This window comes from Streptomyces sp. NPDC003042 (assembly GCF_053591315.1).
On sequence record NZ_JBSFTP010000029.1, the window covers coordinates 51840 to 76469 of the forward strand.

The following is a 24630-nucleotide window of genomic DNA, read 5'->3' on the forward strand; positions in this document are numbered from 1 at the left end:
GGTTGCATGAAAGCGGCTTCGCGGGTGTTCGCGCAAGGCTCTGAGACATATGTCGCGCTGTACACTGCGACGTCAGACCATGAGTCGATTACCACCATCGCGGGGAGAGTTAACCATGGGGACAAGTGGCGTTCACCATCGCCCTTTTGCGCCCGACCCCACCCTTCAGACCCTGGAGTTGCCGCAGCTCCTCCGCACCTGGCGAGTTGACGCAGGTGTAAAGCTGCGGCGGGGAAAGGCAATTTCCCAGAAGGAGGTTGCCGAACTCATGGGTGTGAGCGAGCGCTGGTATCGAAGCCTGGAATCGGGGGATTCCGTATCGCTTTCCAGTGACATATTGGGCCGGCTTTCCGAGGCATTGGTGCTGGGTCCCGACGAGCGGATGGTCCTGTACAGCCACGCCCTCGACGGCGCCAGCGTCGCCCTCGTGGATGACGAGGGTGCGGCCGAGGACCAGCTCGCGCTGCTGCGGTTGGTCACGGGGCAGGCCCAGTTCCCCGCCTATCTCACGGACGGCAGCTGGAACATCCTGGGCTACAACACCCTGATGGCCACCTGGTTTCCCTGGGTGCGCGAACCGGGTGCCAATCTCATGCACTGGGCGCTGACCTGCCAAAAGGCCCGTGAACAGATGCTGGACTGGCGGCACCACGCCGAGATTTATCTCGCGATGCTTCGCTTCGCCATGGCCACTGGCTCCGACAAGGCGTCGCTCGACCGTCTTCTCCAGCGGATCCTGCAGGATCCCGAATGCCGTCTGATCTGGGCGCGGGGACCGAAGGTCATCGCCTTCCGCCAGGGTCACCGCTACCGGCTGAGCCTTCCCCACGTCTCATCCGAACAGATCACCGTCACCTCGCAGGTGCTCCTCCCCGCCTACCAGCACGGAATGCGCTGCGTCATGCTGCTGCCGCAGAACCCCGTCCTGTCCGCGCATCCTCGTATCCCCCCGCAGCAGAAGGGCAGTTCGGCGGAATTGCGAACACTCTAACACGGCCCCATACGGCCGTAAGCGGCAAACATTTGCCGCTTACGCGCTCTCTTCGACCGGCGACCGGCAAACATTTGCCGGTCGCCTTTCATTTGTCCGATTCGACGTTTTCCCAATGATGACGAACCGGACAACTCCGTACAGCGGCAAACTTCTGCCGCTTGACGGGCACTTGTGTCGATGGACATCCTCCAGCCAACGACACCACCAATACAGGTCACACGACGGCCTGAGCAGTCACATGAAGGTTTTGAACATGGCACTGCAATTCGCGAGAACGGCGAACCGGACTGTTCTCGCCCGCCGGCACCAGAATCGCCTCGACCAGGCTTTCGTCGAAGCCGACTACCGCAGCCGCTTCCGTACTTGGGAGCGAGTCGCCACCGTCCGAAACAGCCCGACGCGGGTCCTGGAAGGCGACGGAGAACTGTTCTTCAGCCCGGAGCTCGTCCCCGCCCTCTCGCACCCGATCCTGGAGCAGGCCGAGCCGCGCGTCCGTGAGACCGTCCTGGTCCACCGCCTCTACGAATACCTCAAGTTCACGATCGACCTGGAGCAGAGCGCGGTCATCCCGGTCACCGGCCACATCAGTCGCGGCATGTCGGGACTCGACCTGCCCGAGCACATGCTGCTGGACGCCTTCAAGATCGTGACGGACGAGGCCTGGCACGCGCAGTTCACGTACGAGATCCTGCGCGAGGTCCGCAACCGTACGCGGATCGCCCCGGCCCTCCCGGACACGCCGACCTTCACGGCCGAGCTCGCGCGCATCCACGAAGAGCTGCCGAGCCAGATCCGCGGCCTGGACGAGCTGCTGTTCGCCATCGTCAGCGAGACGCTCATCTCCTCGATCCTCGACGAACTGCCCCAGGACAAGCGGCTCCCCGAGGGCGTCCGCGAGATGGTGGCCGACCACGCCGTCGACGAGGCCAAGCACCACTCCTACTTCTCGACGCTGCTGCGGTTCCTGTGGCCCGCGATGACGAAGCGGGAGCGGGAGCTGGCGGGCCCGTACATCCCGCGGCTGATCTTCGCGTTCCTGGAGCCGGACTACGCGAGCGCGGCTCTGGGACTGAGGGCGTCCGGCCTGGCCGGCCACGAGGTGGAACAGATCATGAGCGACTGCTACACGCGCGACAAGGTGGTGGACGATGTGCGCCGTGGCGCCGGGCCCACCCTCCAGTACTTCGTCGAGGCGGGGGCCCTGGAGCACACCGCAACGCTCGAGGCGTTCCAGGAATCGGGGTTGATCGCGTGAGGACCGAGACCGTTCGGCCCGCGACCGTCCAGGCCGCGCGCGCCCTGACACCGAGCGTCACCCAGTACTGGCTCGCCGGTGCGCCCGGCGGCGCGCCGCTGCCGGCCGCCGTGCCCGGCCAGCACCTCACCCTGCGCGTGGGACCGCGCTACATGACCTACACGATCCTGGCGTCCGGCGACGAGGGCTACGAGCTGGCCGTCCGCAACCGCCACAGGGGCGGTCGGCGCGACCACCTCTCGCCCCGCCTGCACGTCGGAGCATCCGTCAGGGTCTCGGCCCCGGGCGGACACTTCACCGCCGAGGACGCCACCCCCTTCACCCACTTCGTGGCCGGCGGCGTGGGGATCAACCCGATCCTCGCGGTCCTGTCCGGTGGCCGGTTGCGCGACTGGCGGCTCTTCTACGTGGACCGGGGCGCGGAGGAGTTCCCCTTCCTCGAACGCGTTCAGGAGCTGGCGCGGGAGCAGAACGGCAGTGTCGTCACCTTCGACACCGGCATCCAGGGCCGCCCGGACTGGGACGGGGTCGTCGCCGGCATCCCCGTCGGCAGCAGCGTCGGCGTGTGCGGACCGGCCGGGATGGTCGCGGCGGTGCGTGACGCCGTCGAGCGCGCTCCGGGCTCACGGCAGCTGATCACCGACGGCTCGTCTGCGGATGCCGCCGGCGGCATGCCCCGCTCCGTCGAAGTGGAATGCGTCAAGACCGGCATCACCTTCGAGGCCGCCCAGCATCAGCCGCTGCTCGATGCGCTGAACCGCAACGGTGTGGGCGTCCCGTCGTCCTGCCGGCAGGGCATCTGCGGGACCTGCGAGGTCGAGGTCCGCACCGGCCGGATCGACCACCGCGACGAGGTGCTCACCGACCAGGAGAAGGCCGAGTCCAGCTACATGCTCCCGTGCGTGAGCAAGTCGATCGGCACGCGGCTCGTGCTCAACGTCTGACGTCGGCGACAGTCCCCCACGACCATGACCAGAAAGACCCCTGTGAACCAGCTCATCGCCGACTACGCCGACCGGATCGGACTCCGTGCGCCCCTGGAGCCGACCGTCGACTGCCTTCGGCACCTCCACGAAGCGCACCTGTACAACGTCCCGTTCGAGAACTTCAGCATGCACGGCAACGCGGAGCGGGGCCTCAGCGATGAGGCGCTCCGCGAGACGATCGTGGACCGCCGCCGCGGCGGCATCTGCTTCGAAACGGGGCGGATGATGCAGCGGCTGTTCGACGAGTGCGGATTCGACTACGAGCTCCGGCTGGGCGCCAGCGTCAGCCCCAAGGGCCCGGCGACCCACCAGATCTTCATCGTGACGCTCGACGCCGAGCGCTGGCTCTTCGACATCGGATACGGGGCCCGCGGCCCGAGAGGACCGATCCGGCTGGCGGACGGTGAGCAGCTGACCCACCCCGCCCTCTCCACCAGGGTCAGCCTGGACCGCGGCCGCGGTGCCCCGGTCTGGACGGTGTCGATCCACGAACACGCCGTCAACGCCGCCGAGTGGCAGGACATCTACCGGTTCGTCGATGCCCCGGTCGGGGCGGCGGACCTGGACATGGCGCACTTCTACACGACGGCGTCGCCCAACAGCCTGCTGAACCAGCACAAGGTGGCGAGCATCCCCACCCCCAACGGCCGCGTGAGCGTCCGGGACGGCCATCTCACGATCGTGGCGGACGGCAGCAGCACCACCACCCCCGTCGACGACGGCGTACGGCTTCAAGAACTGCTCGGGCTCCATTTCGGCCTCAGCGTTCCCCTCCAGGACCTCGGGCTCGAAAGGTAATTCCATGCACTATTTGACCGTACCGGGGTATACCGGTTCCGGCCCGGACCACTGGCAGACGCATCTGGAGAACACCTACGCGGGGTTTTCCCGCGTGGTCCAGGACGACTGGGCGACCGTCGACCGCGACCGCTGGGTCACCCGGCTCGACGAGACCGTGCGCGGCATCGACGGGGAGGTCTTCCTCATCGGCCACAGCTGCGGATCGGTGACCGTCGCACAGTGGGCGGCGACGCGCTGGGACAGGCGGGTCGTCGGGGCGCTCCTGGTCGCCCCGGCCGATGTCGAGGCGGCCGACACGCTGCCGGCCATCAGCCCGCAGGCACCGCTGCCCACCATCGGGCTGCCGATGAAGACGCACCTCGTCGTCTCCGACAACGACCCCTTCCTCTCGCTGGAACGGGGTCTGGCACTGGCGGAGACCTGGGGAAGCAGTGTTGAGATCGTCCCCGGCGGCGGGCACCTGGCCACCAGGGACGGCTACGGCCCGTGGAGCCATGGGGCGGCGCTGATCGAGCGCCACTCCGGGCACGTACTCGAATCCAGCCAGGGGCGTGCTTCCCTTGCTTAGCAAACTGTCCGCGGTCCCACGGCCCATCTACTTCTACCTGGCCGCGTCCTTCTTCATGGGGCTCGCCAACACCATCTTCGACGTGGTGTTCAACTTCTACCTCGCCGAGCGCGGCATCAACGCGGGTGACGCGGGGGTGATCTACGCCATCGCCACCGGAGCCATGGCGGTCGCGGTCGTCCCGCTGCTCTTCCTCGGCCGGTACATGTCGCAGCGGACACTGCTCATCGGGGCGTCGGTGCTCTACACCGTTCCGTTCGCCGCTCTGCCGTTCGTCGCCTCGGTCGCCTCGGCCTCCGTCGTCCTGAGCCTGATCCTCGCCGGCATGCTCGGCCTGCTCTCGGTGGGCAACGCGATCGCCGGCTCGCAGGTCCCGCAGGCCTCCCGCACCCGCCTGTTCAGCGCGTTCTTCATCTCCTACCTGGGCGCCGGCGTCATCGGCTCCGCCCTGGTGTCCGTGGTCAGCGGCTGGCTGCACACGAGCGACCTGGAGAAGTACCGCTTCTTCCTGCTGCTGTCCTTGCTGGCGGCCTGCCTGATGCTCGTCCTGCGCCTCCCGTCGGCGCGGACGGTCGCGAAGACGGCCGCGGCGGCCTCGCAGGAGGAGAGCCGGGCGCCGGTGGAGAAGCGCAACTTCGTGGCCCTCTTCCTGGCGGCCGGCTTCCTCGGCGCGTCGATCGCGCTGTTCTTCCGGTTCGCCAACGTCCTCTTCTCGCAGATCTACGACATCTCGGTGAGCGACATCTCGCTCATCCTGGGCACCGACAAGATCGTCAGCATCTTCGGTGCCATTTTCGCGCCCGTCCTGGTCAAGCGGTTCTCGCTGCGCCCGAGCGCCGCCTTCTTCGGCGTCCTGGCCGTCCTCGGCCTGCTGCTCCAGTCGCTGGCGGTCCCGCTGGCCGTCTTCATCGTGCTGTACCTGCTGCGGCTGCTGTTCAACTACTGCCTGATGCCGCTCCTGGACACGGTCGCCATGTCGGGATTCGCGCCGGCGCGCCAGATGGTCGCGATCGGCATGCGGCAGTCCTCGTTCTACCTGGGCGGAGCGGTCGCGGCCGCCGTCTACGGAGACCTGCTCGACGGCGGTCGGTGGCAGACGGCCCTGTGGGTCTCGGCGGCCTGCGCCCTCATCGGGTCGCTCGCGATGACCATGGTCCGGAGCGAGGAGCCCGCGCCCCGCGCCGACAGCGAAGAGAAGGTGCTGGAAAATGCCTGATGCCGATCGTGGAATCCGGAGCGGTGGTGGCACGGGGAAGCTCGTGGTGGTGGACCCGTACTCCAGCGGTTCTGCTCTGGCCCGCCGCGCGAAGGAGCTGTACGGCCTGGACTCCGTCGCCGTGCTGACGTCGCGGACCCTGCCGGCCGCGCTCGTCGCGACGTACCCGGCCGAGGACTTCGTCGCGGAGCTGCGCTACTCGGACGTCCTCACGACGGCCCGGGCGGTCGAGGCCCTGTGCGGCGGCCGGCCGGAGTACCTCATCTGCGGGTCCGAGCCGGGGGTGGAGGCGTACGACCTCCTGGCCGCCCACTGGGGGATGCGCCCGAACACGGGCTCGTCCGAGGCCCGGCGCGACAAGTTCCTGATGCAGGGCCGACTGCGCGACGCGGGCGTCCGGTACATCCCGCACCATCTCGCCAAGGACACCGAGTCCGCCGTGGCGTGGTGCGCCGAAAGCGGACTGGCCGAGTACGTCGTCAAGCCGGTGAAGTCCTTCGCCACCGACGGCGTGTTCTTCTGCTCGTCCCTGGACGAGGTGCGGGCCGCCTGCGAGAAGCTGTTCGGCCGGGACGACCTCGCCGGTGAGCTCATCACCGAAGTCCTGGTCCAGGAGCGGCTCGTGGGGCCGGAGTTCGTCGTCGACTCGGTCTCCCTGGACGGCTCGGCGTTCGTCGTCAACATGTTCCGCTACACGAAGGAGACGGTCGACGGGAATCCCGTCTACCGCGCGATGTCGTCGGTGGACGTCGGCGACCACCCCGGCATCGTGGCCTACGTCGAGCAGGTGCTCGCGGCGTTGGGCATCGAGAACGGCCCCGCCCACAGCGAGCTCATCCTCACCGAGGACGGCCCGGTCCTCATCGAGACGGGTGCCCGCATGCACGGCGGACTGGGCCCGAGGCTGGTCGAGGAGTCCTCCTCGCACTCCGTGATCGACCTGACCCTCGCCTCGCGGGTGGCGCCGGACGAGTTCGAGCGCCGGACCCGGGTGCGGCCCTCCCTGCGGCGGAGTGTCGTCGAATGCTTCCTCTCCGCCCCGGCGGGGGGAGTGGTCGCGGCGAACCGCGTCCGGGAGTCCTGCCGGGAGCTCGACAGCTACCTCTTCGACACCTGCGAGCAGGCCCCGGGGGACCGCATCGAGAAGACGATCGACCTGATCACGTCGTACGGTCGCGTGGTCCTCGCCCACGCGGACCCCGAGGCGCTGGAGCGGGACCTGGACCACGTCCTCGACCTGGACCGCCGCGGCGCACTCATCGAGGTCGTCCCCGGCACCTAGCTGGTGCTGTGAGCGGCCACAGCACCGGACACCCTCACGGTCGGCGTCGGGCCGGACGTGACAGAGCCCGGCCGGGGTGACTGTGGACCGGTCGGGCTCTGGGCGCGTGGGCGAGTGCCGCTCTGTTCAGAGCGTCTCGTCGTGCAGGTCCTCTTCGCGCAGCAGGTCGTCCTCGCGGCGGCGCGAGGTCTCCTTCTGGCCGGGCTTCTGTCCCTGCTCACGGGACGGCTTGCCCGGCCGGGGGTGCGCGGGGTCACCGGGGCGATGGTGCTCCTGCGCCTCACTGCCCTTGCCCGGCTCCTGGTGCTTGTCCTGCCTACCGCCCATGACGGCGACTCCTCTTGATGCGTGGGGTACTGATTCCTCTCGGATCACGCTGACACGCACAGTGACGGGTCGCATCATTTCGGCTACGACGCGAGGCGTACGGGTGACGCCCGGCCCCGGTGTGGCGGCGTCGGCCCGGGGTACCCGGGGCGCTCCGGGTGACAGTGACCATCGAGATGATTCAGCCGGCCGGACCGGGCTGAGCCGGCACGAGTGCGGGTTCGCCCCGGGCCGGAGCCCGCGTCTTCCCGAAGCCCGCCGGCCGGGCACGCCGCGGCCACAGTCGGCCCAGGGACCGGTAGAAGCGGTCCGGCAGGAACACGGCATCCGCGACGATCATCACGCCGGAGAAGAGCGGCAGCCCCAGCAGTACCGCGATCCCGACGTGCAGCCCCAACAGCATGCCCAGTACAGGGTATTTGAGCCTGCCGAACAGGACGAACGGGAAGGCGACCTGCAGCAGCACCGTCAGGTAGCCGACGACGGCGACCGCGACCACGTGCTCGTCCAGCATGAGGGACAGCGCGGGCCACGGCCGGAACAGTTCGAGGTTCAGTACGTAGTGGAGGGCGGTCCCGTTGCCCCAGGAGCCGCCCTGCACCTTGTACAGGCCCGCGCAGCCGTAGAGGAAGCAGACCTGGGCGGCGATCACGAACATGCCGCAGTTGTGCACCACGGTGCTCGTGGTCCGCCTGAAATCGTGGAAGCGGCGCGCGAGCCCGTCCGCCGCCGGGACGGCCCGCCCGCGTGTCCTGCGCGCGTCCAGGGACCAGCGGCGGCCGCACGCGGTGAAGACGAGGTACACGGCCATGAGGAGGATGAGGTTGTCGCCACCGTCCGTCATGAAGATCGCCCGGGCGTGGAACGACGCCACCACGACCGCGAAGAGCACGGACACGGCCCGGGTCCGCCAGCCCAGCATGAACAGCGCGGACGTGACGATCGCGGCCGCGTAACAGACCTCGAAGTACGCCCGGCTGTCGGACACGGTAAGGATGCTGACCCACCCGGTCTGGTCGAACAGCTGCCTCGCCATCGTCGGCGTCCACGGCGAGCCCGGACCCCAGATCTGGTCGCGGTGCGGGAACTCGCGCACCAGGAATACGAGATAGAGCAGTCCGTACCCGATGCGCAGGACGGCCGCGGCGTACAGGGAGACCGGCCGCTCGATCAGCAGGGCGAGGAGCACGCCCATGCGGTCGACCATGGGCCGACGCGCCGGGCGTGTGCCCGCGCCGGCCGATGTCTGTTCAGTCTGTTCCATGGGGGGCCACCTTCCACCAGGGCAGGTAACGGGTGTCGATGGGCGCGGCGCCGGTCGTGGCCGGGCGGCTGCGGCCGGCTGCGCTGGGGGCGACGATGGCCGACGTGATGACCCGCAGCTGGATGGAGTCGAACGAGCCGGAGCGGTGGGCGGCGACCCGGTCCACCGCGATGTTGCGCAGATACGTCTGCATCATCACCGCCCGCTCCGACCGCGGCTGGTCGTCACGGCCGAGCGTTTCGAGGTAGGAACTCCAGGCCCGGCGCAGCATGTTCTGTGTCGTATGGCTCGGGAAGGGATTGTGCTCGACCGAGGATTCGTCCACGGCGCTCAGGTCGAACCAGCCGCTCACCTCTACGGTGCCGTCGGGGGCCGTGCGCAGGGTCCTCGCCGAGATCTGCCGGTTGACCGACTCCGGGTCCGGCGCGAAGAGCCGCCAGTTCTGCTCGAACAGCGGCAGGACCCACGCGTTGACCGGCCGGCTGTACAGCTGCGAGACGGTATTCGCCGGCGCCACGTGCAGAAAGACCAGGAGCACATGGATCAGCGCCACCGCCAGACACAGGACCACGGCGGCTCCGGTTTCCGGCTTCAGCGGTCCGAGCGGTCCGAGCGGTCCTGCATCATCCGGATGCGCCTGTGGCGACGCGCCGTCGAGGTCCTCGGCGAAGGGCCCTTCGCGGGACGGCTCCGGTCCCTTCACGTCCGCTGACTCGGCACTGCCCAGCATGGCCCCACCCGGCCTTTCCGTCCTGACGGTTCATGCATCCGCTCCTTCAGGCCTTCGCGAGGGGCGCGCGGCGAAAGGGAGGACCATTCGCCGCGCGCCACCCGTCTCTCTCGTGCGGGCCGTCGACTGCCCCGGCAGTCAGCCCGCCGTGAGCCCTACGTGCGACTCACTGCTCCGACCCGCTCGGGGTGTGGAGCGTTCGCCCGCTCAGTGCCCGCCGGGTCCGGCGTGCTCGTGGGGCTCGTCGTGATCGCCGGGCCGGCCGTGCTCGTCGTGCTCGTCGTGACCGGGCTTGCCGGGCTTCTCGTGACCGGGCTTTTCGTGACCGGGCAGGCCCGGGATCCCGTGACCGGGAAGGCCGGGGATTTTGTCAGGGACGCCCGGGATGTCGTGACCGGGCTTGCCGGGCGGCTTGGGTACGCCGCCTGCCACACCACCGAGCGCTCCGCCCGCCGTCGGGCCCGCGACGGTGCCGCCGTTCGTCATTCCGCCGAGGACGCCGCCCAGGACGCCGCCGAGGACGCCGCCCACGCCGCCGTTCGTGGCGCCGCCGTTGGTGACACCGCCGTTCGTGGTACCGCCGTTGGTGACACCGCCGTTGGTGGTGGTGCCGCCGTCCGTGGTGCCGCCGGTCGTGGTGGTGCCACCGTTGGCGGTACCGCCGTTGGTGGTGGTGCCACCGTTGGTGGTGGTGCCACCGTTGGTGGTCGTGCCGCCGTTGGTGGTGGTGCCGCCGTTCGTGTCCGCGGCACACGTCGGCCGGGTGATCCGGTTGGTGTCCAGCGTCACGGCCTCTTCGATGGCCAGCGCACGGCCGTCGATGGTCGCTCCAGTGGTCGCCGTGACGGCGGCCCCGGCCATGATGGTCCCCACGAAGGTGGAGGCGGTGCCGAGAGTGGCGGAACTGCCGACCTGCCAGAAGACATTGCAGGGCGCCGCGCCGTTGATGAGGAGCACCCGGCTGAAGGATGCCGTCGTCAGACCCGTACCGACCTGAAAGACCCAGACCGCGTTGGAGTCACCCCGGGCGTCGAGGGTGAGCGTGCCGGTGAGCCCGAGAGTGGTGGAGGCGGTGTAGACGCCGGGAACCAGCGTCAGGCCACCGGCGTTCGGGGGAAGGGCTTCGTCCGTGGCCTGCCCGGCGGCGTTGTTGTACGCCGCGACCAGGTCGGTCTTGGCCTGTTGGGCCACCATGTCCGCAGAGTGCAGAGTTCCGATCACAATGCCGGGCGGGAATCCGGAAATGGACGTTCCCGGATGCACTCCGACGTCCCCGGTAACCACGGAGGGGCCGGTGTTGGTGACCTCGGCACCGGCCAGCACCGCGAAGCTGGTTGCCGTTCCGAGGTTTACAGGTGTGGCGACGGCAGTGGCCCGGTTCGGCGTCACCGCGACCACGGCAGAGGCGATCACCATGGCGAGTACCGTCGCGATCCAGACCGGCGTTGTGCGCCGTAGCGCCGCGCCAGAGATATTCAGCGTCATCGAGGGGCCAACTCCTGTGGGTGGGTGGTGGCGTGATTGACGGTCCGGTCGCACATGACCGCCTCTCTGTCGCCCGGCATATTACGCAGAAATCTGCACCGGACCGGAGATTCGCTCCGGTGGTTTCCGTGTAATCCACCATTCGCGTCAGCGGGAATATGACGAAGGATTCAGTGGCCCCCTGGTGGTCTAATGGGCGAGGGGGCGGCATTCCGTAATTCCGTAGCCGGGGCTGCGGAAAGGAACGTGGAGACGGCGGGTTCGAACGAATTGATGGTGCGGCGCGAGAGGGCCATCCGGTGTGCGACACGGCGCCGAGGCGGACCCGGCTGCCCGTGGGTTGTGGCAGCCTGCTCGCCAGAGCGAGGTCCTTGGAGCGGAGGTACGCCCCCCGTGGGTGTCAACGTCAATCCCACCGTCAGCAGGTGCCGGCTGGGGTCGGAGTTACGCCGGCTCAGGCAGATCAGCGGCCTGACGACGCAGCAGGTGGCGGCCCGCCTGCTGATCTCCCAGTCCAAGATCAGCCTCCTGGAAAACGGCCGCCGCCTCATCAAGCCGCGCGACGTGCGGGACCTCTGCCGGCTGTACGGGATCAAGGACCAGCCGCTCGTCGACGACCTGATGCGGCTGGCCCGGGAATCCGGCCGGCAGGGCTGGTGGAACGCATACGGCGGCATCCCGTACGGCGCCTACATCGGCCTGGAGGCCGAGGCCGCAGCTGTCCGGACCTACGAGCCCCTGGTGGTCCCGGGTCTGCTGCAGACCCCCGCCTACGCCCGGGCGGTCATCGCAGGAACGATCCCTCGCGCCACCGCCGAGCAGGCCGCCACACGCCTCCGGGTACGGCTGCGGCGCCAGGACCGGCTCGGCGCCCCTGGCAACCCGCTGCGCTTATGGGCCGTGCTGGACTTCGGCTCTGCGGCGCGTCGTAGGCAGTGGCGAGGTCATGCGCGAGCAGCTCGAGCATCTGACCCGCCTCGGTGCCCGGCCGCACATCACCGTGCAGGTTCTCCCTCACGAGGTGGGGGCCCACCCCGGTGTCTCCGGACAGTTCTCACTGCTCGAATTCGCCGACCCCACCGATGTGAGCGTGGTGTATCTGGAGAGGTTCACCAGCGACCTCTATGTGGAGAAACGATCCGACGTGCGGCTCTACTGCGACATGTATGCGCACCCGCAGGCCCGGGCGCTGAGCCCGGACAGCACCCTGCGGTACCTCATCGAAGCCATCAAGGCGTACGTCAGCACGGAATTCCGGCCGACCACCTGCCCGTAGTCCCCACCGCATCCTTGGCCCGTAGGCGAAGTCGTCAGACTGCGGCTGGTGGCTGCGGTGTTTCGCTGGTGCGGCGGTATTCGGCGTTGAGGCGCTGGGCTTCTTCGAGCTGGTCTTCGAGGATGATGATGCGGCACGCGGCCTCGATGGGGGTGCCCTGGTCGACCAGTTCCCGCGCGCGGGCGGCGATGCGCAGCTGGTAGCGGGAGTAGCGGCGATGGCCGCCCTCGGAGCGCAGCGGGGTGATGAGGCGGGCTTCTCCGATGGCGCGGAGGAAGCCCTGGGTGGTGCCGAGCATTTCTGCGGCCCGGCCCATGGTGTAGGCGGGGTAGTCGTCGTCATCGAGACGGCCGAACGAGTCGTCTGCTGTCATCGCACCTCTCTATGGAACGCGTGGAGGGGCCCTGGTGCCGTATGGCACCAGGGCCCCGAAGGAACTGCTACACCATCTGCCGGCCCTCGTGCTGCGCCGGCCTTCTGTTTCCGCGGACCTGACCCGAATGCGGCCGGGGGCGCGGGGATCGCGGTTGCTTGACCGGAGACCACCTCACTATCGATGTCCTGCGGTACCCGGGCTCAGCCTCTCGACCCGGGCGATCCTGATGGCGGTCAACTCCTCCGTTCTTCCCTCTGAACCGATCACTTGCCAAACGGGCACTGCGTACTGCGCACTGCTGGTAACGCGATACTGCTGGTGGCCTGGAGAAGCGCCACTCTTCGGCAGCCAGCCCCGTCGCCCGTCCTGCGTCCACTCTGGCTTAGAACCCCGCTGCCGAACTCCCGTACGCGCGTCCGCAGCCGACGCCTTTACGGGGTACCGCTCACTGACTGCACTGCTGGCACTGCGAACTGCGGTACTGCTCGTGGCAGCCCCTGATCACTGCGGGCCACCCGGTCCGGTCGTCAGCCCCGTCGCCGCCTGCAACAACCCTGGCTTCGGAACTCCACCACCGCACCGCTCTGCGCACTGCGTGTACTGGTGCCCGGCAGTTCGTCTCTCCGGGCCTTGCTCGATCTTGGCTACGAGAGAAACCGTAGCGACGTCACAGCCGGATGTCTACTGTGGCCACGATAGATTTTCGCGTGTTCGACGAGAGGTTGACCGGGCGTGAACATGACCCGCATCCGCGTACGGGGGTGCCCGGACGGACCCGCGGGGTGGGCAGGTTCGCGATGCGCCCGACCCGGCCTGCGGTAAGGGCCGTAGTGGCACGCGCCAGACCCTGGTCGAGGCCCCTGCGCGGGCGATGTCCTCAGGGCGACCGCGGGGCGAGGAGCCGCCGCAGTGCCGTTGGTGTGTGGCCGAGGTACTGGCGCATGGTCCGGCAGAGATGGGCCTGGTCGGAGAAGCCCAGGTCGGCGGCGAGGGTGGCGAGGCTGTCCTCGCCCGCGTCCAGACGGTCGAGGGCCCGGCCGACACGGACCCGGTTGCGGTAACGCGTCAGCGAGACTCCAAGCTCGCGGGTGAAGGAGCGGCTCAGGCGGTAGGGCGAGACGCCGAGGAGCTCCGCGAGCGGCAGAAGCCCCTCGGACGCGGGGTGGGCCTCGCCGATCGCATGCCGGGCCGCGGCGACGAGCGTCGCCTCGTCCCGGCCGGGGACGCTGGTCGGGACGGCTCCGTCGAGGGCCTGGCCGACGGTGGCGGAGAGCAGTCCGAGCAGTTCCTCGGTCACCGCGTGGTCCACGTCGCCGCTGCGGGCGGACGCGAGGACGCGGCGGTGGGCCAGATCGAGGCGGGCGTCGACGTACACGCTCTGTCGAGCTGGGCGGGCGCCCTCACCCGCCACGACCCTCCACAGTGCGGGCGTCAGGCTGATCGACGTGCACGCGTCGCCCCCGGAGGCCGGGTGCGCGAAACGCTCCTCCTCGCCCGGGACGCCGAGATAGGCCATCGTCGGGTCGACCTCGGCCGGAGTGCCGGCCGCCAGCCTGCGGAACTGGCCGCGGCGCACGAGCACCACTCGGTAGTCCTCGCGCACCTCAGCCTGTGACCAGCGGGTGTGGTCGTCCCGGCAGTTCACGGCGGTGATGCGGAAGTCGGGCCGCGTGGCGAGGACGGTGGAGGTCAGCACTCTTGAACGCTACGCCGGGGGTCTGACATCGCCCCGCCGCAAGGATCTTCAAGACGGGGACGGGGCGTGGCAAGCAAGCTGAGCGGCGTCGCACTTCACCCCGTACCGCCATCGAGGAGTCGCCGTCATGTCCGCTCTCGCGCAGATCAGCACCGTCGTCATCGACTGTGGTGACCCGGTCCGGCTCGCCGAGTTCTACAGCAAGCTCACCGGCTGGGAGATCACCTGCAGCGGCGAGGACTACGCCTCCCTGGCCGGCGGGGAGCACACCGGCCTGGCTTTCGTACGCATCGAGGGCTACCGGGCCCCCGGCTGGCCCGACGACGGCAAGCACGCCCACCTCGACTTCACGGTCGCCGACCTGGAGGAGGCGGCCGGCCGGATCCTCGCCCTCGGAGCGTCGAGGCCGGAGTTCCAGCCCGGCAAGGACCAGTGGGTCGTCCTCACGGATCCCGAGGGGCACCCGTTCTGTCTCACCACCGCTGCCTGACGAGTCACCCGACAGGAGAAGATCACATGGCTCACATCCACAAGGAATTCCTGATCGACAACTCCCCGGAGAACGTCTGGGAGGCGCTGCGCGAGGTCGGAGCTGTCCACCAGCGCCTGGTTCCGGGCTTCGTCACGGACACCCGCATGGAGGCGGACACCAGGATCGTGACCTTCGCGAACGGTGTCGTCGTGCATGAGCTGATCGTCGACATCGACGAGGCGGCCCGCCGGGTGGCCTACGCGGTGGTCGGCGGCTCGATGGCGCCGAAGCACCATCACGCCTCCATGCAGGTCCTTGCCGCCACCGAGGGGCACAGCCGCTTCGTCTGGACGATCGACGTGATGCCGGACGAACTCGCCGGCCCCATCAGCGAGATGGCCGAGCAGGGCGCGCACATCATGCAGGAGACGCTGAGGGCCACCCCGGTACCGACGGACAGGTAGAGACCTACCCGGGCCTTCCCTGTCGGCAGGCATGCGATTGCGCCTTGCCTCTCGAGGTCGGGAGGGTTGACGCAAGGTGGTCGAACAGGGCTTGACCTGCAAAAACGGCCGGTATCGGCGCCGATCTGACTGCCTCACCGGCCCCCTTGTCGACCGCTGTTCACCGCCTGACTGGCACGTTGTGGCACGACCTCTCGTACGGCGACAGGAAGCCGCCTCCATCCATCAGAACCCATCGGCGAGCTCGACGCCTTGCCGTGGGCTCTGGTCGCGGTCCGCCGTCATGGCCGGCCGGTGTGCGGGGGACCCTCGTCCTGCGGGCCGGCCGCTTCGTGTTCCCGGATCGCTGTCTCCACCAGGGCGCGGGCCGCCCAGGTGATGGCCTCCTCTTCGGCCTGTGGGTCGAGGCCGCGGACGTCGCGCAGCGCGATCTGCGCCTCCCAGCCGACCACGATGGTCAGGGCCGAGACCAGCCGCTGGTACGACTCCTGGCTCAGGGTGTCGCGGAGAGGTTCGCAGGCTTGCTCCAGCCACTCGATCCGGCGGGGGCCGCGGCGTGGGGCGGCCGGCTCCCGGGTGTCGCTCGCCGGCTGATCGACGGTCAGGCGGATCAGGCGGCGGCCGAGGGGAAGTGACTGCGGTGAGTACTTCAACAGCGTCCTGATGAGGGCGTCCACCCGGGCTGCGGGGTCGTCGGAGATCGAGGGGTCGGCCAAGGCCTGCTCGACCGGAGGCTCGTTGAGCGCGCCGGCGGTCGCGTCGATCAGCAGGTGGTCGAGGCTCGGGAAGTACGCGTAGACCGTGCGCCGTGACACGTCGGCGGCGGCCGCGATCTCGTCGATGGACGGCGTCGCTCCGTCGGCGCTCAGCCGGACCGCCGCGTCGACGATCGCTTTACGGGTGCGCCGGCGCTGTGCTTCACGGCCACCGCGGCGGACTGGATCGTCACTGGTCATCGTGGACTGTCGCTCCCGGGTCGGTGGGTTGGTGGGCCCCTTGACGCCCCCTCAGGGAATAAGTATATCTTCGTGCAGTCGCTGCACAGCAGTGCAGTGACTGCACGATGTGAACTCGAGTGTTGCGCAGGTCACATGTCCCTACCTGTCACAGGAACCGGGTCGTCGGTGTCTTGAGGCCGAACCCCTTGAAGCGGAGGACACACCATGAGCGAGAACACCAATGTGGTCGTGATCGGCGGCGGGTACGCCGGGGTCATGGCGGCCAATCGCCTGACCCAGCGCGGCGACGTGACGGTGACGCTGATCAACCCGCGCCCGAGCTTCGTTCACCGGATCCGCCTGCACCAGCTGGTGGGCGGCACGGACGGTGCGGTCGTCGACTACCGGGAGGTCCTGGGCGAGGACGTCCGACTGGTGGTCGACACCGTGACCCGGATCGACGCGGCAGGCCGCAGCGTGGAGTTGGCGTCGGGAGGCACGGTCCGCTACGACTACCTGGTCTACGCGGTGGGCAGTGGCAGCGCCGACCCGAGCGTGCCCGGGGCGGCCGAGTGCGCCTACCCGATCGGCACCTTCGAGGAGGCCGGGCGGCTGCGGCCGGTCCTCGACGCCGCGCCCGCGACGGCCGCGGTGACGGTGGTCGGAGCCGGTCCGACCGGCATCGAGACCGCCGCCGAGCTGGCGGAGCAGGGTCGTACGGTGACTCTCGTCTGCGGTGGGGAGCTCGGGCCGTACCTGCACTCCCGGGGCCGGCGCTCGGTCGCCGGGCGCCTGGCCAAGCTCGGGGTGACCGTCCTCGACGGCCCCGGCACGAAGGTGTCGGCGGTGACCCGCGATGCCGTACGGCTCAGCGACGGCCGCGAGCTGCCGAGCGCGGTGACCGTCTGGACCGTCGGCTTCGGCGTGCCCGACCTGGCGGTGCGCAGCGGGCTGAGCACCGACGCCCTGGGCCGCCTGCTCACGGACGAGACGCTGACCAGCGTGGACGACGTACGCATCATCGCGGCCGGGGACTCGGCGGCGCCGTCGGGCCTGCCGCTGCGGATGAGCTGCCAGGCGGCGATGCCGATGGGTGCGCGGGCCGCCGACACGGTGCTCAGCCGGATCGCGGGGGAGCGGCCCGAGACCCTCAACCAGTCGTTCGCCGCCCAGTGCATCAGCCTGGGCCGGGGTGATGGCATCTTCCAGTTCGCCAACCGGTCCGATGTCGCGGTGTGGTTCAACATCGACGGCCGCCTGGGCGCGAAGCTCAAGGAAATCGTGTGCGTGGGCGTCGTCAAGCACCTGGCCGACGAGGCGGGCAAGCCCGGCGGGTACCGCTTGCACCGCGTCTCGGGAGGTGCCGTGCGACAGCGACTGCTCCAGGCCAAGCAGGCCGAGCAGGCCGAGCAGGCCGAGCAGGCCGAGGCGCCGGCCACCTCGCAGCGGGCAGCGGTCTGAGCGAACGCCCGCCGACGCAAAGGAACTTGACGAGGATGCGCACTCAGAGGGCTCAGGACCGGACATGAACGACCACGCCACCGACCCGGCAACCGAGGCGTTCGTCGCCCACCGCAACCTGCTCTTCACCGTCGCCTACGAGATGCTCGGATCGGCGGCCGACGCCGAGGACGTCCTTCAGGAGACCTGGCTGCGATGGGTCAGGGTCGATCTGGGCCAGGTGGGCGACCAGCGCGCCTACCTGGTCCGGATCACGACCCGACAGGCCCTGAACCGGCTGCGCACCATGCAGCGCCGCAAGGAGGCGTACGTCGGCTCCTGGCTGCCGGAACCGCTGCTCACCGCGCCCGACGTGGCCGAGGACGTCGAGCTCGCCGAGAGCGTGTCGATGGCGATGGTGCTCGTCCTGGAGACGCTGTCGCCGACCGAGCGCGCCGTCTTCGTGCTGCGCGAGGTCTTCGACCTCGGCTACGACGAGATCGCCGCCACCGTCGACAAGAGCCCCGCGGCCGTCCGCCAGATCGCGCACCGCGCCCGTCGGCACGTCGATGCCCGCCGCCCCCGCCAGGCGGTTCCCCCGAGCGTGATCCGGGCGGCTCTGGAGTCGTTCCGGCGCGCGCTCGAGACCGGGAACCCGCAGGGCCTCCTCGACGTGCTCGCCCCGGAGGTCGTCCTGGTGAGCGACGGCGGCGGCATCAAGCAGGCCGCGCTGCGGCCGATCGCCGGCGCCGACAAGGTGACCCGCTACATGCTCGGCGGCCTCGGCAAGAACAAGCTGCGGATCGAGGTCGCCCCCATCGTGGTCAACGGCAACCCGGCACTCCTCGTCCACCTGGACGGCGAGATCGACGGCGTCATGGCGATCGACGTCGAGGACGCCCGCATCACCGGCCTCTACTACGTCCGCAACCCCGAGAAGCTCTCCCACGTCGCCTCCGAAACCCCACTCACCCTCCGCTGAGCACAGGCTCGCCGCCCAGCCCGTGAGGTGACGGTGTCCTGGACAACAAACAAGCCCCAGGTCGCTGACCCGGGGCTTTGTCATGGAGCGGATAACGGGAATCGAACCCGCGCCATAAGCTTGGGAATCACCCGGCACTCCGGTATGCGAATGGCGCTGACCTGCTGGAATGGCCGCATCCGGGCCGGCTCGGGCCGCCTCTGACGAACCCCTCTTGACCGCTACTCACTGCCCCTACTGGCACGTTGTGGCACGGCGGGAGGGGGTGTCGTCTGAGGCCGCTGTGCGCATGGTGCGAGCCCTGGCGGCGCGGTGGAGAGGCCGTGCCGCTGAGCGCTGCCTCGGCGGCCACCGCTCCGGGACAGTGCGGTCCAGGCCGCCGACAGGCGGCTGACCAGTGCTGCCGCGGTCTCCGGGGCGAAGGAGTAGGGGAGGCGGATGTAGTTGTCGTGGGCGCCGGTCGTATCCGTCGTGGCGCCCGGGATGACCTCCGCGCCGTGGCGCAGTGCCACCTGCGCGTAGACCCGGGCGTCCGTACCCGAGGGCAGCCGGATCCACAGAACGGAGCCCCCCTGTGGTTCCCGCCAGCGCCAGTCCGGGAGCTGTTCGGCAAGGAGTCGGGTCATGGTGGCGAGCTGCTCGCGGAGGATGCGGGCCCGTTCGGGCGCGAGGGCCGGGAGTGCGGGGAGGAGCCGGGCGGCGAGGGCCTGGTCGAGGATTGGGCTGCCGAGGTCGTTGAGCGCCTTGAGTCGGGCAAGGCGGGCCACGGTGTCCTGGGGCGCGCGGACCCAGCCGATCCGCAGACCGCCCCATACGGCCTTGGTCAGCGAACCCACCGTCAGCACGGTTCCTGAGGCGGGGTTCGCGGCGATGGGCGGGGGTGTCTGACCGGGGGCGAGGGCCGCCGCGTGGGCGCTGTCTTCCATGACGGGGACGCCGTGTTCGGCGGCGAGCTCGGCCACCCGGCGACGGCGGCCGGCGGACATCAGGGTGCCGGTGGGGTTGTGGTAGGTCGGCATGAGGTAGAGCAGCGCGGGCCGGTGTTCGGCGAGCGCGGTGGCGAGCCGGTCGATCCGGACCCCGTCGGAGTCGAGCGGGACGCCGACCAGCTGGGAGCCGGCCGCTCTGAGGACGTCCAGGCAGCCCGGCCACCCGGGGGATTCCACGAGGGCGGTGGACCCGCGCCCGAGGTACAGCTGGGCGGTCAGGGCGACGGCCTGCGTGGCACCGGTGGTCACCACCACCTGCTCGGGCACGGTCGGCAGGCCGTGCACGGTGTGGTGGGCGGCGATCGCCGCCCGCAGCGCGGGCAGCCCGGCCGGGTGGTAGCCCGCCTCACGGATCAGCCCGGGCAGGTCCTCGCGGACCAGGTGAAGCAGCGCCTGGGGCAGATCCGGACCGCCCACCTCGGCCGCCTGCCCCAGCGAGATGAGGTCCGGTGGCTGTGTGATCAGCCGTTGGACCACCGCGGTGGCCTGACCGCCGCGCACGCGCCCGTCCGCCGGCACCCGGTGGCCGGCGGCGCCTCCCGACACCTGCGTGCCGCTGCCCCGACGTGTCTCGACCAGGCCCGACCCGCGCAGTACGTCGAACGCGGCGACAACCGTTGCCCGGCTGACCGAGAGAGCGTCGGCGAGCCGCCGCTCGGACGGGAGACGGTCGCCGGTGCGCAGGTCCCCGGACCGCACAGCCCGGCCGAGCGCTTCGGTGAGCCGCCGGTACAGCGGCCCCTCGCCCGAACTCCAGTCGCCCAGCAGGTCGATCAACTCGTCCAGTTCGGGCGCTTGACGGTTCCGGTCCACTTTCCCCTCCATTGGCACGGGAGCACGAGCCGCCGCAACGTGAGGCTAACGGCATGGCATCCACCTCACCCCTTGCCCCCCGGCTGGCAGCCGTCTGCGACCTCTCCGTCTTCGCGGCGAGAGACGGCGCAGGACGACACGAGTACGACGGAACCGTCCAGGACCTGTCCCCGGACGGAGTGCGACGCGGCCTCGCCGCCCTCGGCGGCCCCGCCGGCACCAAGCCCTACGCGGACCCGCACGACGAGGCGCACGCGGCGGCCGCGGAGGAAGCCCTTCGGGTCCGCTTCGGTGAACTCGAACTGCACCGGAGCAACCCCCTGTGGCACATCGAGAACCTGGACCTGTCCGGCTACGACCGCCCTTACGCGCCCAAGGCCGAACGGGACGCCGCCCGGTCGGCCCAGTTGCGCCGGTGGCCGGACGCCGTGGACGCGGCGGTCGAGGCACTGGACCGCGTCCCCGCGCCGCTGGCCGACGCCACGCTGCCGCTCGTCCGTGGTCTGGCCGCCTTTCTCGACCCCCAGGGCGGCCCCGTCCACGCTGCCGCCGGCCGAGCCCACGCCCGGCTCATGGCCCACCTGGAGCGGGCCGCCGCCGAAGGCCCACCGTCAGCGGCGCTCGGCGGGCCCGCTCTCGCCCGGCTCCTCGGCGCGGCCGAAGCCTGCACCGTCGACCTCGCCGCGATATCCGCCCGCGTGGACGCGGAACGGGACCGCCTGCGTGCGCTGCTCGACGAGTCGCTCCGCCGCGTCGACCTCGATGCCGCGCCTGCCGACACGATGCGGACCCTGCAGGCCGATCATCCCGGCGCTGGCAGCCTGCTCGACGAGTTCGCGGCGCTCGTCGACGAGACGATCGCATGGACCGCCCGGCATGATCTGGTGCCCCACCGCGATGTCGAGGTGGACGTCCTGCCGATGCCCGACTCCCAGCGCCGGGCGCTGGCCGGCCTGTTCGCGTCCGCGCCCAACGAGGCCGACGCGCCCAGCGCCTTCCGCGTCTCCCTCCCGGGCGCCGACTGGACGAGGGCGGAGAGCGATCAGTGGCTGTCGACGGGCTTCAACCGGACCCTGATGCCCAACATGGCCATCCACGAGGTGGCACCCGGACACGCCAGCCACGGCAGGGCGCTGCGCCGGGCGGCGACCGATGTCCGCCGCACGCTCCACTCCGACGCCTTCATCGAAGGTTGGGCCCACTACTGCGAGGAGCTGGCCCTGGAGCAGGGCTTCCGCGACGGCGACCCACGCGTCGCCGTCGCGGTCGCCCAGGACGCGCTGCGCAGACTCACCCGCTTCGCCTGCGCCATCGGCCTCCACACCGGAGCGATGACCTTGTCGGACGCGGCGGCGCGGTTCACCGAGGACGTCTCGCTGGCCGGTCCCGCAGCCCTGCACGAGGCCGAGCGCGGGCTGTTCGATCCCACCTACGGCCGTTACGCCTGGGGCAAGTTCGCCATTCTCGACCTGCGCGAGCAGGCCACGGCACGCTGGGGCAGCGCCTTCTCGCTCCGTCGTTTCCACAGCGCCCTGTTCGACCTCGGCGCCCCGCCCCTCGGCCTGCTGCACACGGCACTGGAACGCGGATGACCTCACTAGCTGCCTTCGCCGTCGCCTCACTCATCCTGGTGGCGCTGCCCGGGCCCAACCTGATCTACATCATCACGCGCAGCGTGCAGGACGGACGGCGGGCCGGAATCGTCTCGGCCCTCGGTGTGGAAACCGGCACCCTCATCCACATCACCGCCGCCGTCTGCGGCTTGGCCACGCTCATCACAGAGCACCCGCTCGCCTTCACCGTCCTGCGCTACATGGGCGCCGGTTACCTCGCCTACCTGGGCGTCCGTGTGCTGATCCGCCGCCCGCCCTTCGCTGCCGACGCCGACGACCGTCCTGCTCGACGCCGACTGCTCCGGCTCTACCGGGATGCCGTCCTCGTCAACCTGCTCAACCCCAAGGTCGTCCTGTTCTTCCTGGCCTTCCTCCCGCAATTCCTGCCCACTGGCCTGACCCCCGCGGACACCCGCACCCGCATGCTCGTACTCGGCGCGGTTTTTCTGGCCATCGCCCTTGCCCTCGACCTCTGCTACGCGCTCATCGGCGCCGCACTCACCAGCCGGCTCCGCGGCACCCCGCGCCGCGACCGCCGCCTGTCCTACCTGACCGGGGGCATCTACCTCGGGCTGGCCGCTCTGGTGTTCAGCTGAGGCCCGCATGGCTGGGCACATGGGCAGCAGCCGGGCGGGCCTTCGGGCCGCGCTCACAGCGCCGACCTGGCTGCTGAACCGGGTAACGACGCGAGGTCTGGACAACATAAAAGCCCGCTGACGCTCAACGTCGCCGACATCATCGACAGCCTCCGCCACGCCTTGGCCCCCGACCGCCGCTGGCTGGCCGGCCTGACACAGGGTGACCCGACGGAGCCCAACATCGCCGATCCGCTGTGCTGGCTCGACTTCGAGTTCGCCGGCCGCAACACCGCTGTCGGCGAAGCCGCCAACCTGCTCTGGTACTTGATGGCCCTGGGCGGCTGGCTCGTCCCGGACTACCAACCCGACGTGTACGCCCGCACCCTCCGCCTCGCCCTTACCGCACCTGCCACGCCCTGACCCCCGGCATGATCGAACGCCGCTGGGGCCGGATCGTGAACATCGGCAGCGTCAACGCCCGCGCCGGCCGCACCCACCTCGTCGCCTACAGCACCGCCAAGGCCGGCCTCCTGGGCCTGACCCGTTCCCTGGCCCGCGAGCTCGGCCCGTACGGCATCTGCGTCAACACCGTCCTCCCCGGCGCCATCGAGGTGGAAGCCGAAACCGCCCCCCAGCCCATCACCGCGCCCGCCCGGAAGACCAGATCAACCGCCAGTGCGTCCCGCGACGCGGACGCCCCGAAGACGTGGCGGCCCTGGTGGCGTTCCTTGTCGGCCCCTCCGCGTCGTTCATCACTGGGCAATCCGTCCACGTCGACGGTGGCTGGCTGCTGCACTGAGACCGTCAACAACCAAGGAGACAGAGCGAAATGATCGAACGAGTCCGAGCCGTCCTCGTCACCGCGGACGACACGATGCTGGTCATCCGCCGCACCAAGCCCGGAATCCCCGTGTACTGGGTGCTGCCCGGCGGCGGGGTCGAGGAGAGCGACGAGTCCCGGGAGGCAGCACTCCACCGGGAGATCCACGAGGAGATCGCGGGGAAGGCCGACATCATCCGCCTCCTGCACACGATGGAGTCCGACGACGAGCGTCAACTCTTCTACCTCGCCCGCATCGCGACGTGGTCCTTCGAGGACCGGACCGGCCCCGAGTTCAGCGCCGAGGGACGCGGCGAATACGCGCTGGAAGAGATCCCGTTGACCGTGGAGGGGCTCGACGGCATCGACCTCAAGCCCGAGGAGATCGCCCACGTCCTGCGGGGCGCCATCGGTGCCGGCGGACTCGGGGCTGGGGTCGTGGTCTAGTCGCGGAATCCTCCGGCGCCGTGTGCCGGACATGGGGGATACGTTGCGCGGTGTCCCCGGCGTGCTTACCGTGCACGGCTCTGACCAGGTACTCAGGGCCGAGCAGGATGAGTAGGCGTACTCAGGTGGCGGTCCTCGGCAGCTTCGAGACTGGGTGCAGGTCGAGCGAAGCGGAACGGAACGGGGAACGTCATGGTGCGGCGCTGGTCGAGGGCTGAGATGTGGGTGCCCGGTGCGTACCTGGCACTGGTGGTCGCGCTGCTGGTCTACTTCGCGGTCGGCCAGTGGAACGGGGCCAGCGGGTTCTTCGGAGTCTGGCCGATCCTGGCCACGGCACCGGTCAGCCTTTTGCTGCTGACGTTCTTCAGACCTGCGGCGGACGCCCTGGACTCGGCCCCGCCCATGGATCCCCATCCCCAGCACGGCTCTCAGCCGCCCACGAAGCTGCCCACGGACTACCCCTCGGAGTCGGACCCGCTCCCCGCGGACTGGGTACCGGACACGTCCGTGGCCGCAGAGCCCTCGATGTGGGACGGACTCGGCTTCTACGCCGCGGTCCTGGTCGGCGCCCTGGTCAACGCCGCGGCGATCTGGGCCCTGCTCCGCTACGTGGCGCGGCGGCGCGACGCCAGGAGTGCGCGGGGCTAGGGCCTGTCTTCCGGATCAGGCCCCAGTCCACCACGCCGGCGGGGCCGCGAGCGCGGCCCCGCCGCGGTTTTTCGTGCCCCCGCTCAGCCCCGGCGCCCGACCCGGGAACGGCGTTCAGTACGGAAGAGGGGGGTGTTGGGGAAGAGGGGTGTGTTAAGAGTGTATATATC

25 protein-coding genes and 2 pseudogenes are annotated in these 24630 nt (G+C 69.9%); 19 read left to right on the forward strand and 8 right to left on the reverse strand.

Annotation, left to right across the window (positions count from 1 at the left end):
- Positions 1–115: 115 nt before the first annotated feature.
- From ACWDYJ_RS16945 to ACWDYJ_RS16975, 7 genes are all read left to right on the forward strand, one after another.
- The gene (locus ACWDYJ_RS16945) at positions 116–991 is read left to right on the forward strand and encodes a helix-turn-helix domain-containing protein (RefSeq protein WP_451566328.1); all 876 of its coding nucleotides are present in this window, start codon (positions 116–118) and stop codon (positions 989–991) included.
- Between the two features lie 256 nt (positions 992–1247).
- Complete coding sequence (locus ACWDYJ_RS16950; RefSeq protein ID WP_451566329.1) at positions 1248–2249, forward strand: diiron oxygenase; 1002 nt, start codon at positions 1248–1250, stop codon at positions 2247–2249.
- Entirely contained in the window at positions 2246–3193 is a 948-nt protein-coding gene (locus ACWDYJ_RS16955; protein WP_451566330.1) for a 2Fe-2S iron-sulfur cluster-binding protein, read from the forward strand. Before ACWDYJ_RS16950 ends, ACWDYJ_RS16955 begins: the two co-directional genes overlap by 4 nt.
- A 24-nt stretch (positions 3194–3217) precedes the next feature.
- Complete coding sequence (locus ACWDYJ_RS16960) at positions 3218–4033, forward strand: arylamine N-acetyltransferase family protein (protein ID WP_451566331.1); 816 nt, start codon at positions 3218–3220, stop codon at positions 4031–4033.
- 4 nt (positions 4034–4037) lie between these two features.
- A complete protein-coding gene (locus ACWDYJ_RS16965) occupies positions 4038–4604 on the forward strand; it encodes an RBBP9/YdeN family alpha/beta hydrolase (protein WP_451566332.1) in 567 nt (188 codons plus the stop codon).
- The gene (locus ACWDYJ_RS16970) at positions 4597–5820 is read left to right on the forward strand and encodes an MFS transporter (protein WP_451566333.1); all 1224 of its coding nucleotides are present in this window, start codon (positions 4597–4599) and stop codon (positions 5818–5820) included. Before ACWDYJ_RS16965 ends, ACWDYJ_RS16970 begins: the two co-directional genes overlap by 8 nt.
- A complete protein-coding gene (locus tag ACWDYJ_RS16975; protein WP_451566334.1) occupies positions 5813–7102 on the forward strand; it encodes an ATP-grasp domain-containing protein in 1290 nt (429 codons plus the stop codon). Before ACWDYJ_RS16970 ends, ACWDYJ_RS16975 begins: the two co-directional genes overlap by 8 nt.
- Positions 7103–7228: 126 nt before the next feature.
- Here the strand turns inward: ACWDYJ_RS16975 and ACWDYJ_RS16980 are convergent, their stop codons facing one another.
- The 4 genes from ACWDYJ_RS16980 to ACWDYJ_RS16995 all read right to left on the reverse strand — a co-directional run bounded on the left by ACWDYJ_RS16980 (position 7229) and on the right by ACWDYJ_RS16995 (position 10839).
- Positions 7229–7429 carry a hypothetical protein gene (locus tag ACWDYJ_RS16980; RefSeq protein WP_451566335.1) on the reverse strand — a complete coding sequence of 67 codons (201 nt, stop codon included), beginning with the start codon at positions 7427–7429 and terminating at the stop codon, positions 7229–7231.
- 181 nt (positions 7430–7610) lie between these two features.
- Complete coding sequence (locus tag ACWDYJ_RS16985; RefSeq protein ID WP_451566336.1) at positions 7611–8693, reverse strand: HTTM domain-containing protein; 1083 nt, start codon at positions 8691–8693, stop codon at positions 7611–7613.
- Positions 8680–9423 carry a DUF5819 family protein gene (locus ACWDYJ_RS16990; protein WP_451566337.1) on the reverse strand — a complete coding sequence of 248 codons (744 nt, stop codon included), beginning with the start codon at positions 9421–9423 and terminating at the stop codon, positions 8680–8682. The genes ACWDYJ_RS16985 and ACWDYJ_RS16990 overlap by 14 nt, the downstream gene beginning before the upstream one ends.
- 207 nt (positions 9424–9630) lie before the next feature.
- On the reverse strand, positions 9631–10839 hold the full coding sequence (locus tag ACWDYJ_RS16995) for an ice-binding family protein (protein WP_451566338.1): 1209 nt from the start codon (positions 10837–10839) through the stop codon (positions 9631–9633).
- A gap of 462 nt (positions 10840–11301) precedes the next feature.
- Between ACWDYJ_RS16995 and ACWDYJ_RS17000 the strand changes: the two are divergent.
- A pseudogene (locus ACWDYJ_RS17000) lies at positions 11302–12184 on the forward strand (helix-turn-helix domain-containing protein).
- 34 nt (positions 12185–12218) lie between these two features.
- Here ACWDYJ_RS17000 and ACWDYJ_RS17005 read toward each other — a convergent pair.
- On the reverse strand, positions 12219–12557 hold the full coding sequence (locus tag ACWDYJ_RS17005; protein WP_451566339.1) for a MerR family transcriptional regulator: 339 nt from the start codon (positions 12555–12557) through the stop codon (positions 12219–12221).
- Positions 12558–13437: 880 nt separating this feature from the next.
- Entirely contained in the window at positions 13438–14256 is an 819-nt protein-coding gene (locus ACWDYJ_RS17010) for a helix-turn-helix domain-containing protein (RefSeq protein WP_451566340.1), read from the reverse strand.
- A 127-nt stretch (positions 14257–14383) separates the two neighbouring features.
- Here ACWDYJ_RS17010 and ACWDYJ_RS17015 point away from each other — a divergent pair, with 127 nt between their 5' ends.
- Positions 14384–14746, forward strand: a complete 363-nt coding sequence (locus ACWDYJ_RS17015) for a VOC family protein (protein WP_451566341.1) — start codon at positions 14384–14386, stop codon at positions 14744–14746.
- A gap of 26 nt (positions 14747–14772) precedes the next feature.
- The gene (locus ACWDYJ_RS17020; RefSeq protein WP_451566342.1) at positions 14773–15192 is read left to right on the forward strand and encodes an SRPBCC family protein; all 420 of its coding nucleotides are present in this window, start codon (positions 14773–14775) and stop codon (positions 15190–15192) included.
- 281 nt (positions 15193–15473) lie between these two features.
- Here ACWDYJ_RS17020 and ACWDYJ_RS17025 read toward each other — a convergent pair whose 3' ends face one another.
- Positions 15474–16148 (reverse strand): TetR/AcrR family transcriptional regulator, encoded by a 675-nt coding sequence (locus tag ACWDYJ_RS17025; RefSeq protein WP_451566343.1) that lies wholly within the window; start codon positions 16146–16148, stop codon positions 15474–15476.
- A gap of 207 nt (positions 16149–16355) precedes the next feature.
- On the opposite strand from ACWDYJ_RS17025, the gene ACWDYJ_RS17030 reads away from it, so the two are divergent.
- Together ACWDYJ_RS17030 and ACWDYJ_RS17035 are read left to right on the forward strand one after the other, a co-directional pair.
- Positions 16356–17591, forward strand: coding sequence for an NAD(P)/FAD-dependent oxidoreductase (locus tag ACWDYJ_RS17030; RefSeq protein ID WP_451566344.1), 1236 nt, complete (start codon positions 16356–16358; stop codon positions 17589–17591).
- 64 nt (positions 17592–17655) lie between these two features.
- Entirely contained in the window at positions 17656–18552 is an 897-nt protein-coding gene (locus tag ACWDYJ_RS17035; protein ID WP_451566345.1) for an RNA polymerase sigma-70 factor, read from the forward strand.
- A gap of 221 nt (positions 18553–18773) precedes the next feature.
- Here ACWDYJ_RS17035 and ACWDYJ_RS17040 read toward each other — a convergent pair whose 3' ends face one another.
- Positions 18774–20354: an aminotransferase-like domain-containing protein gene (locus tag ACWDYJ_RS17040; RefSeq protein WP_451566346.1), complete on the reverse strand. Its 1581-nt coding sequence runs from the start codon at positions 20352–20354 to the stop codon at positions 18774–18776.
- 53 nt (positions 20355–20407) lie between these two features.
- On the opposite strand from ACWDYJ_RS17040, the gene ACWDYJ_RS17045 reads away from it, so the two are divergent.
- From ACWDYJ_RS17045 to ACWDYJ_RS17075, 7 genes and pseudogenes are all read left to right on the forward strand, one after another.
- Positions 20408–21946: a DUF885 family protein gene (locus tag ACWDYJ_RS17045; RefSeq protein ID WP_451566347.1), complete on the forward strand. Its 1539-nt coding sequence runs from the start codon at positions 20408–20410 to the stop codon at positions 21944–21946.
- Positions 21943–22563, forward strand: a complete 621-nt coding sequence (locus ACWDYJ_RS17050; protein WP_451566348.1) for a LysE family translocator — start codon at positions 21943–21945, stop codon at positions 22561–22563. Before ACWDYJ_RS17045 ends, ACWDYJ_RS17050 begins: the two co-directional genes overlap by 4 nt.
- A 162-nt stretch (positions 22564–22725) precedes the next feature.
- The gene (locus ACWDYJ_RS17055) at positions 22726–22965 is read left to right on the forward strand and encodes a hypothetical protein (RefSeq protein WP_451566349.1); all 240 of its coding nucleotides are present in this window, start codon (positions 22726–22728) and stop codon (positions 22963–22965) included.
- Between the two features lie 8 nt (positions 22966–22973).
- Positions 22974–23123 (forward strand): annotated as a pseudogene (locus ACWDYJ_RS17060) (SDR family NAD(P)-dependent oxidoreductase); the annotation flags it as partial.
- A 140-nt stretch (positions 23124–23263) separates the two neighbouring features.
- Positions 23264–23344: a hypothetical protein gene (locus ACWDYJ_RS17065; protein ID WP_241836639.1), complete on the forward strand. Its 81-nt coding sequence runs from the start codon at positions 23264–23266 to the stop codon at positions 23342–23344.
- A 30-nt stretch (positions 23345–23374) separates the two neighbouring features.
- Positions 23375–23812: an NUDIX hydrolase gene (locus ACWDYJ_RS17070; protein ID WP_451566350.1), complete on the forward strand. Its 438-nt coding sequence runs from the start codon at positions 23375–23377 to the stop codon at positions 23810–23812.
- A 225-nt stretch (positions 23813–24037) separates the two neighbouring features.
- Positions 24038–24460, forward strand: a complete 423-nt coding sequence (locus tag ACWDYJ_RS17075; protein ID WP_451566351.1) for an SCO4225 family membrane protein — start codon at positions 24038–24040, stop codon at positions 24458–24460.
- Positions 24461–24630: the final 170 nt, after the last annotated feature.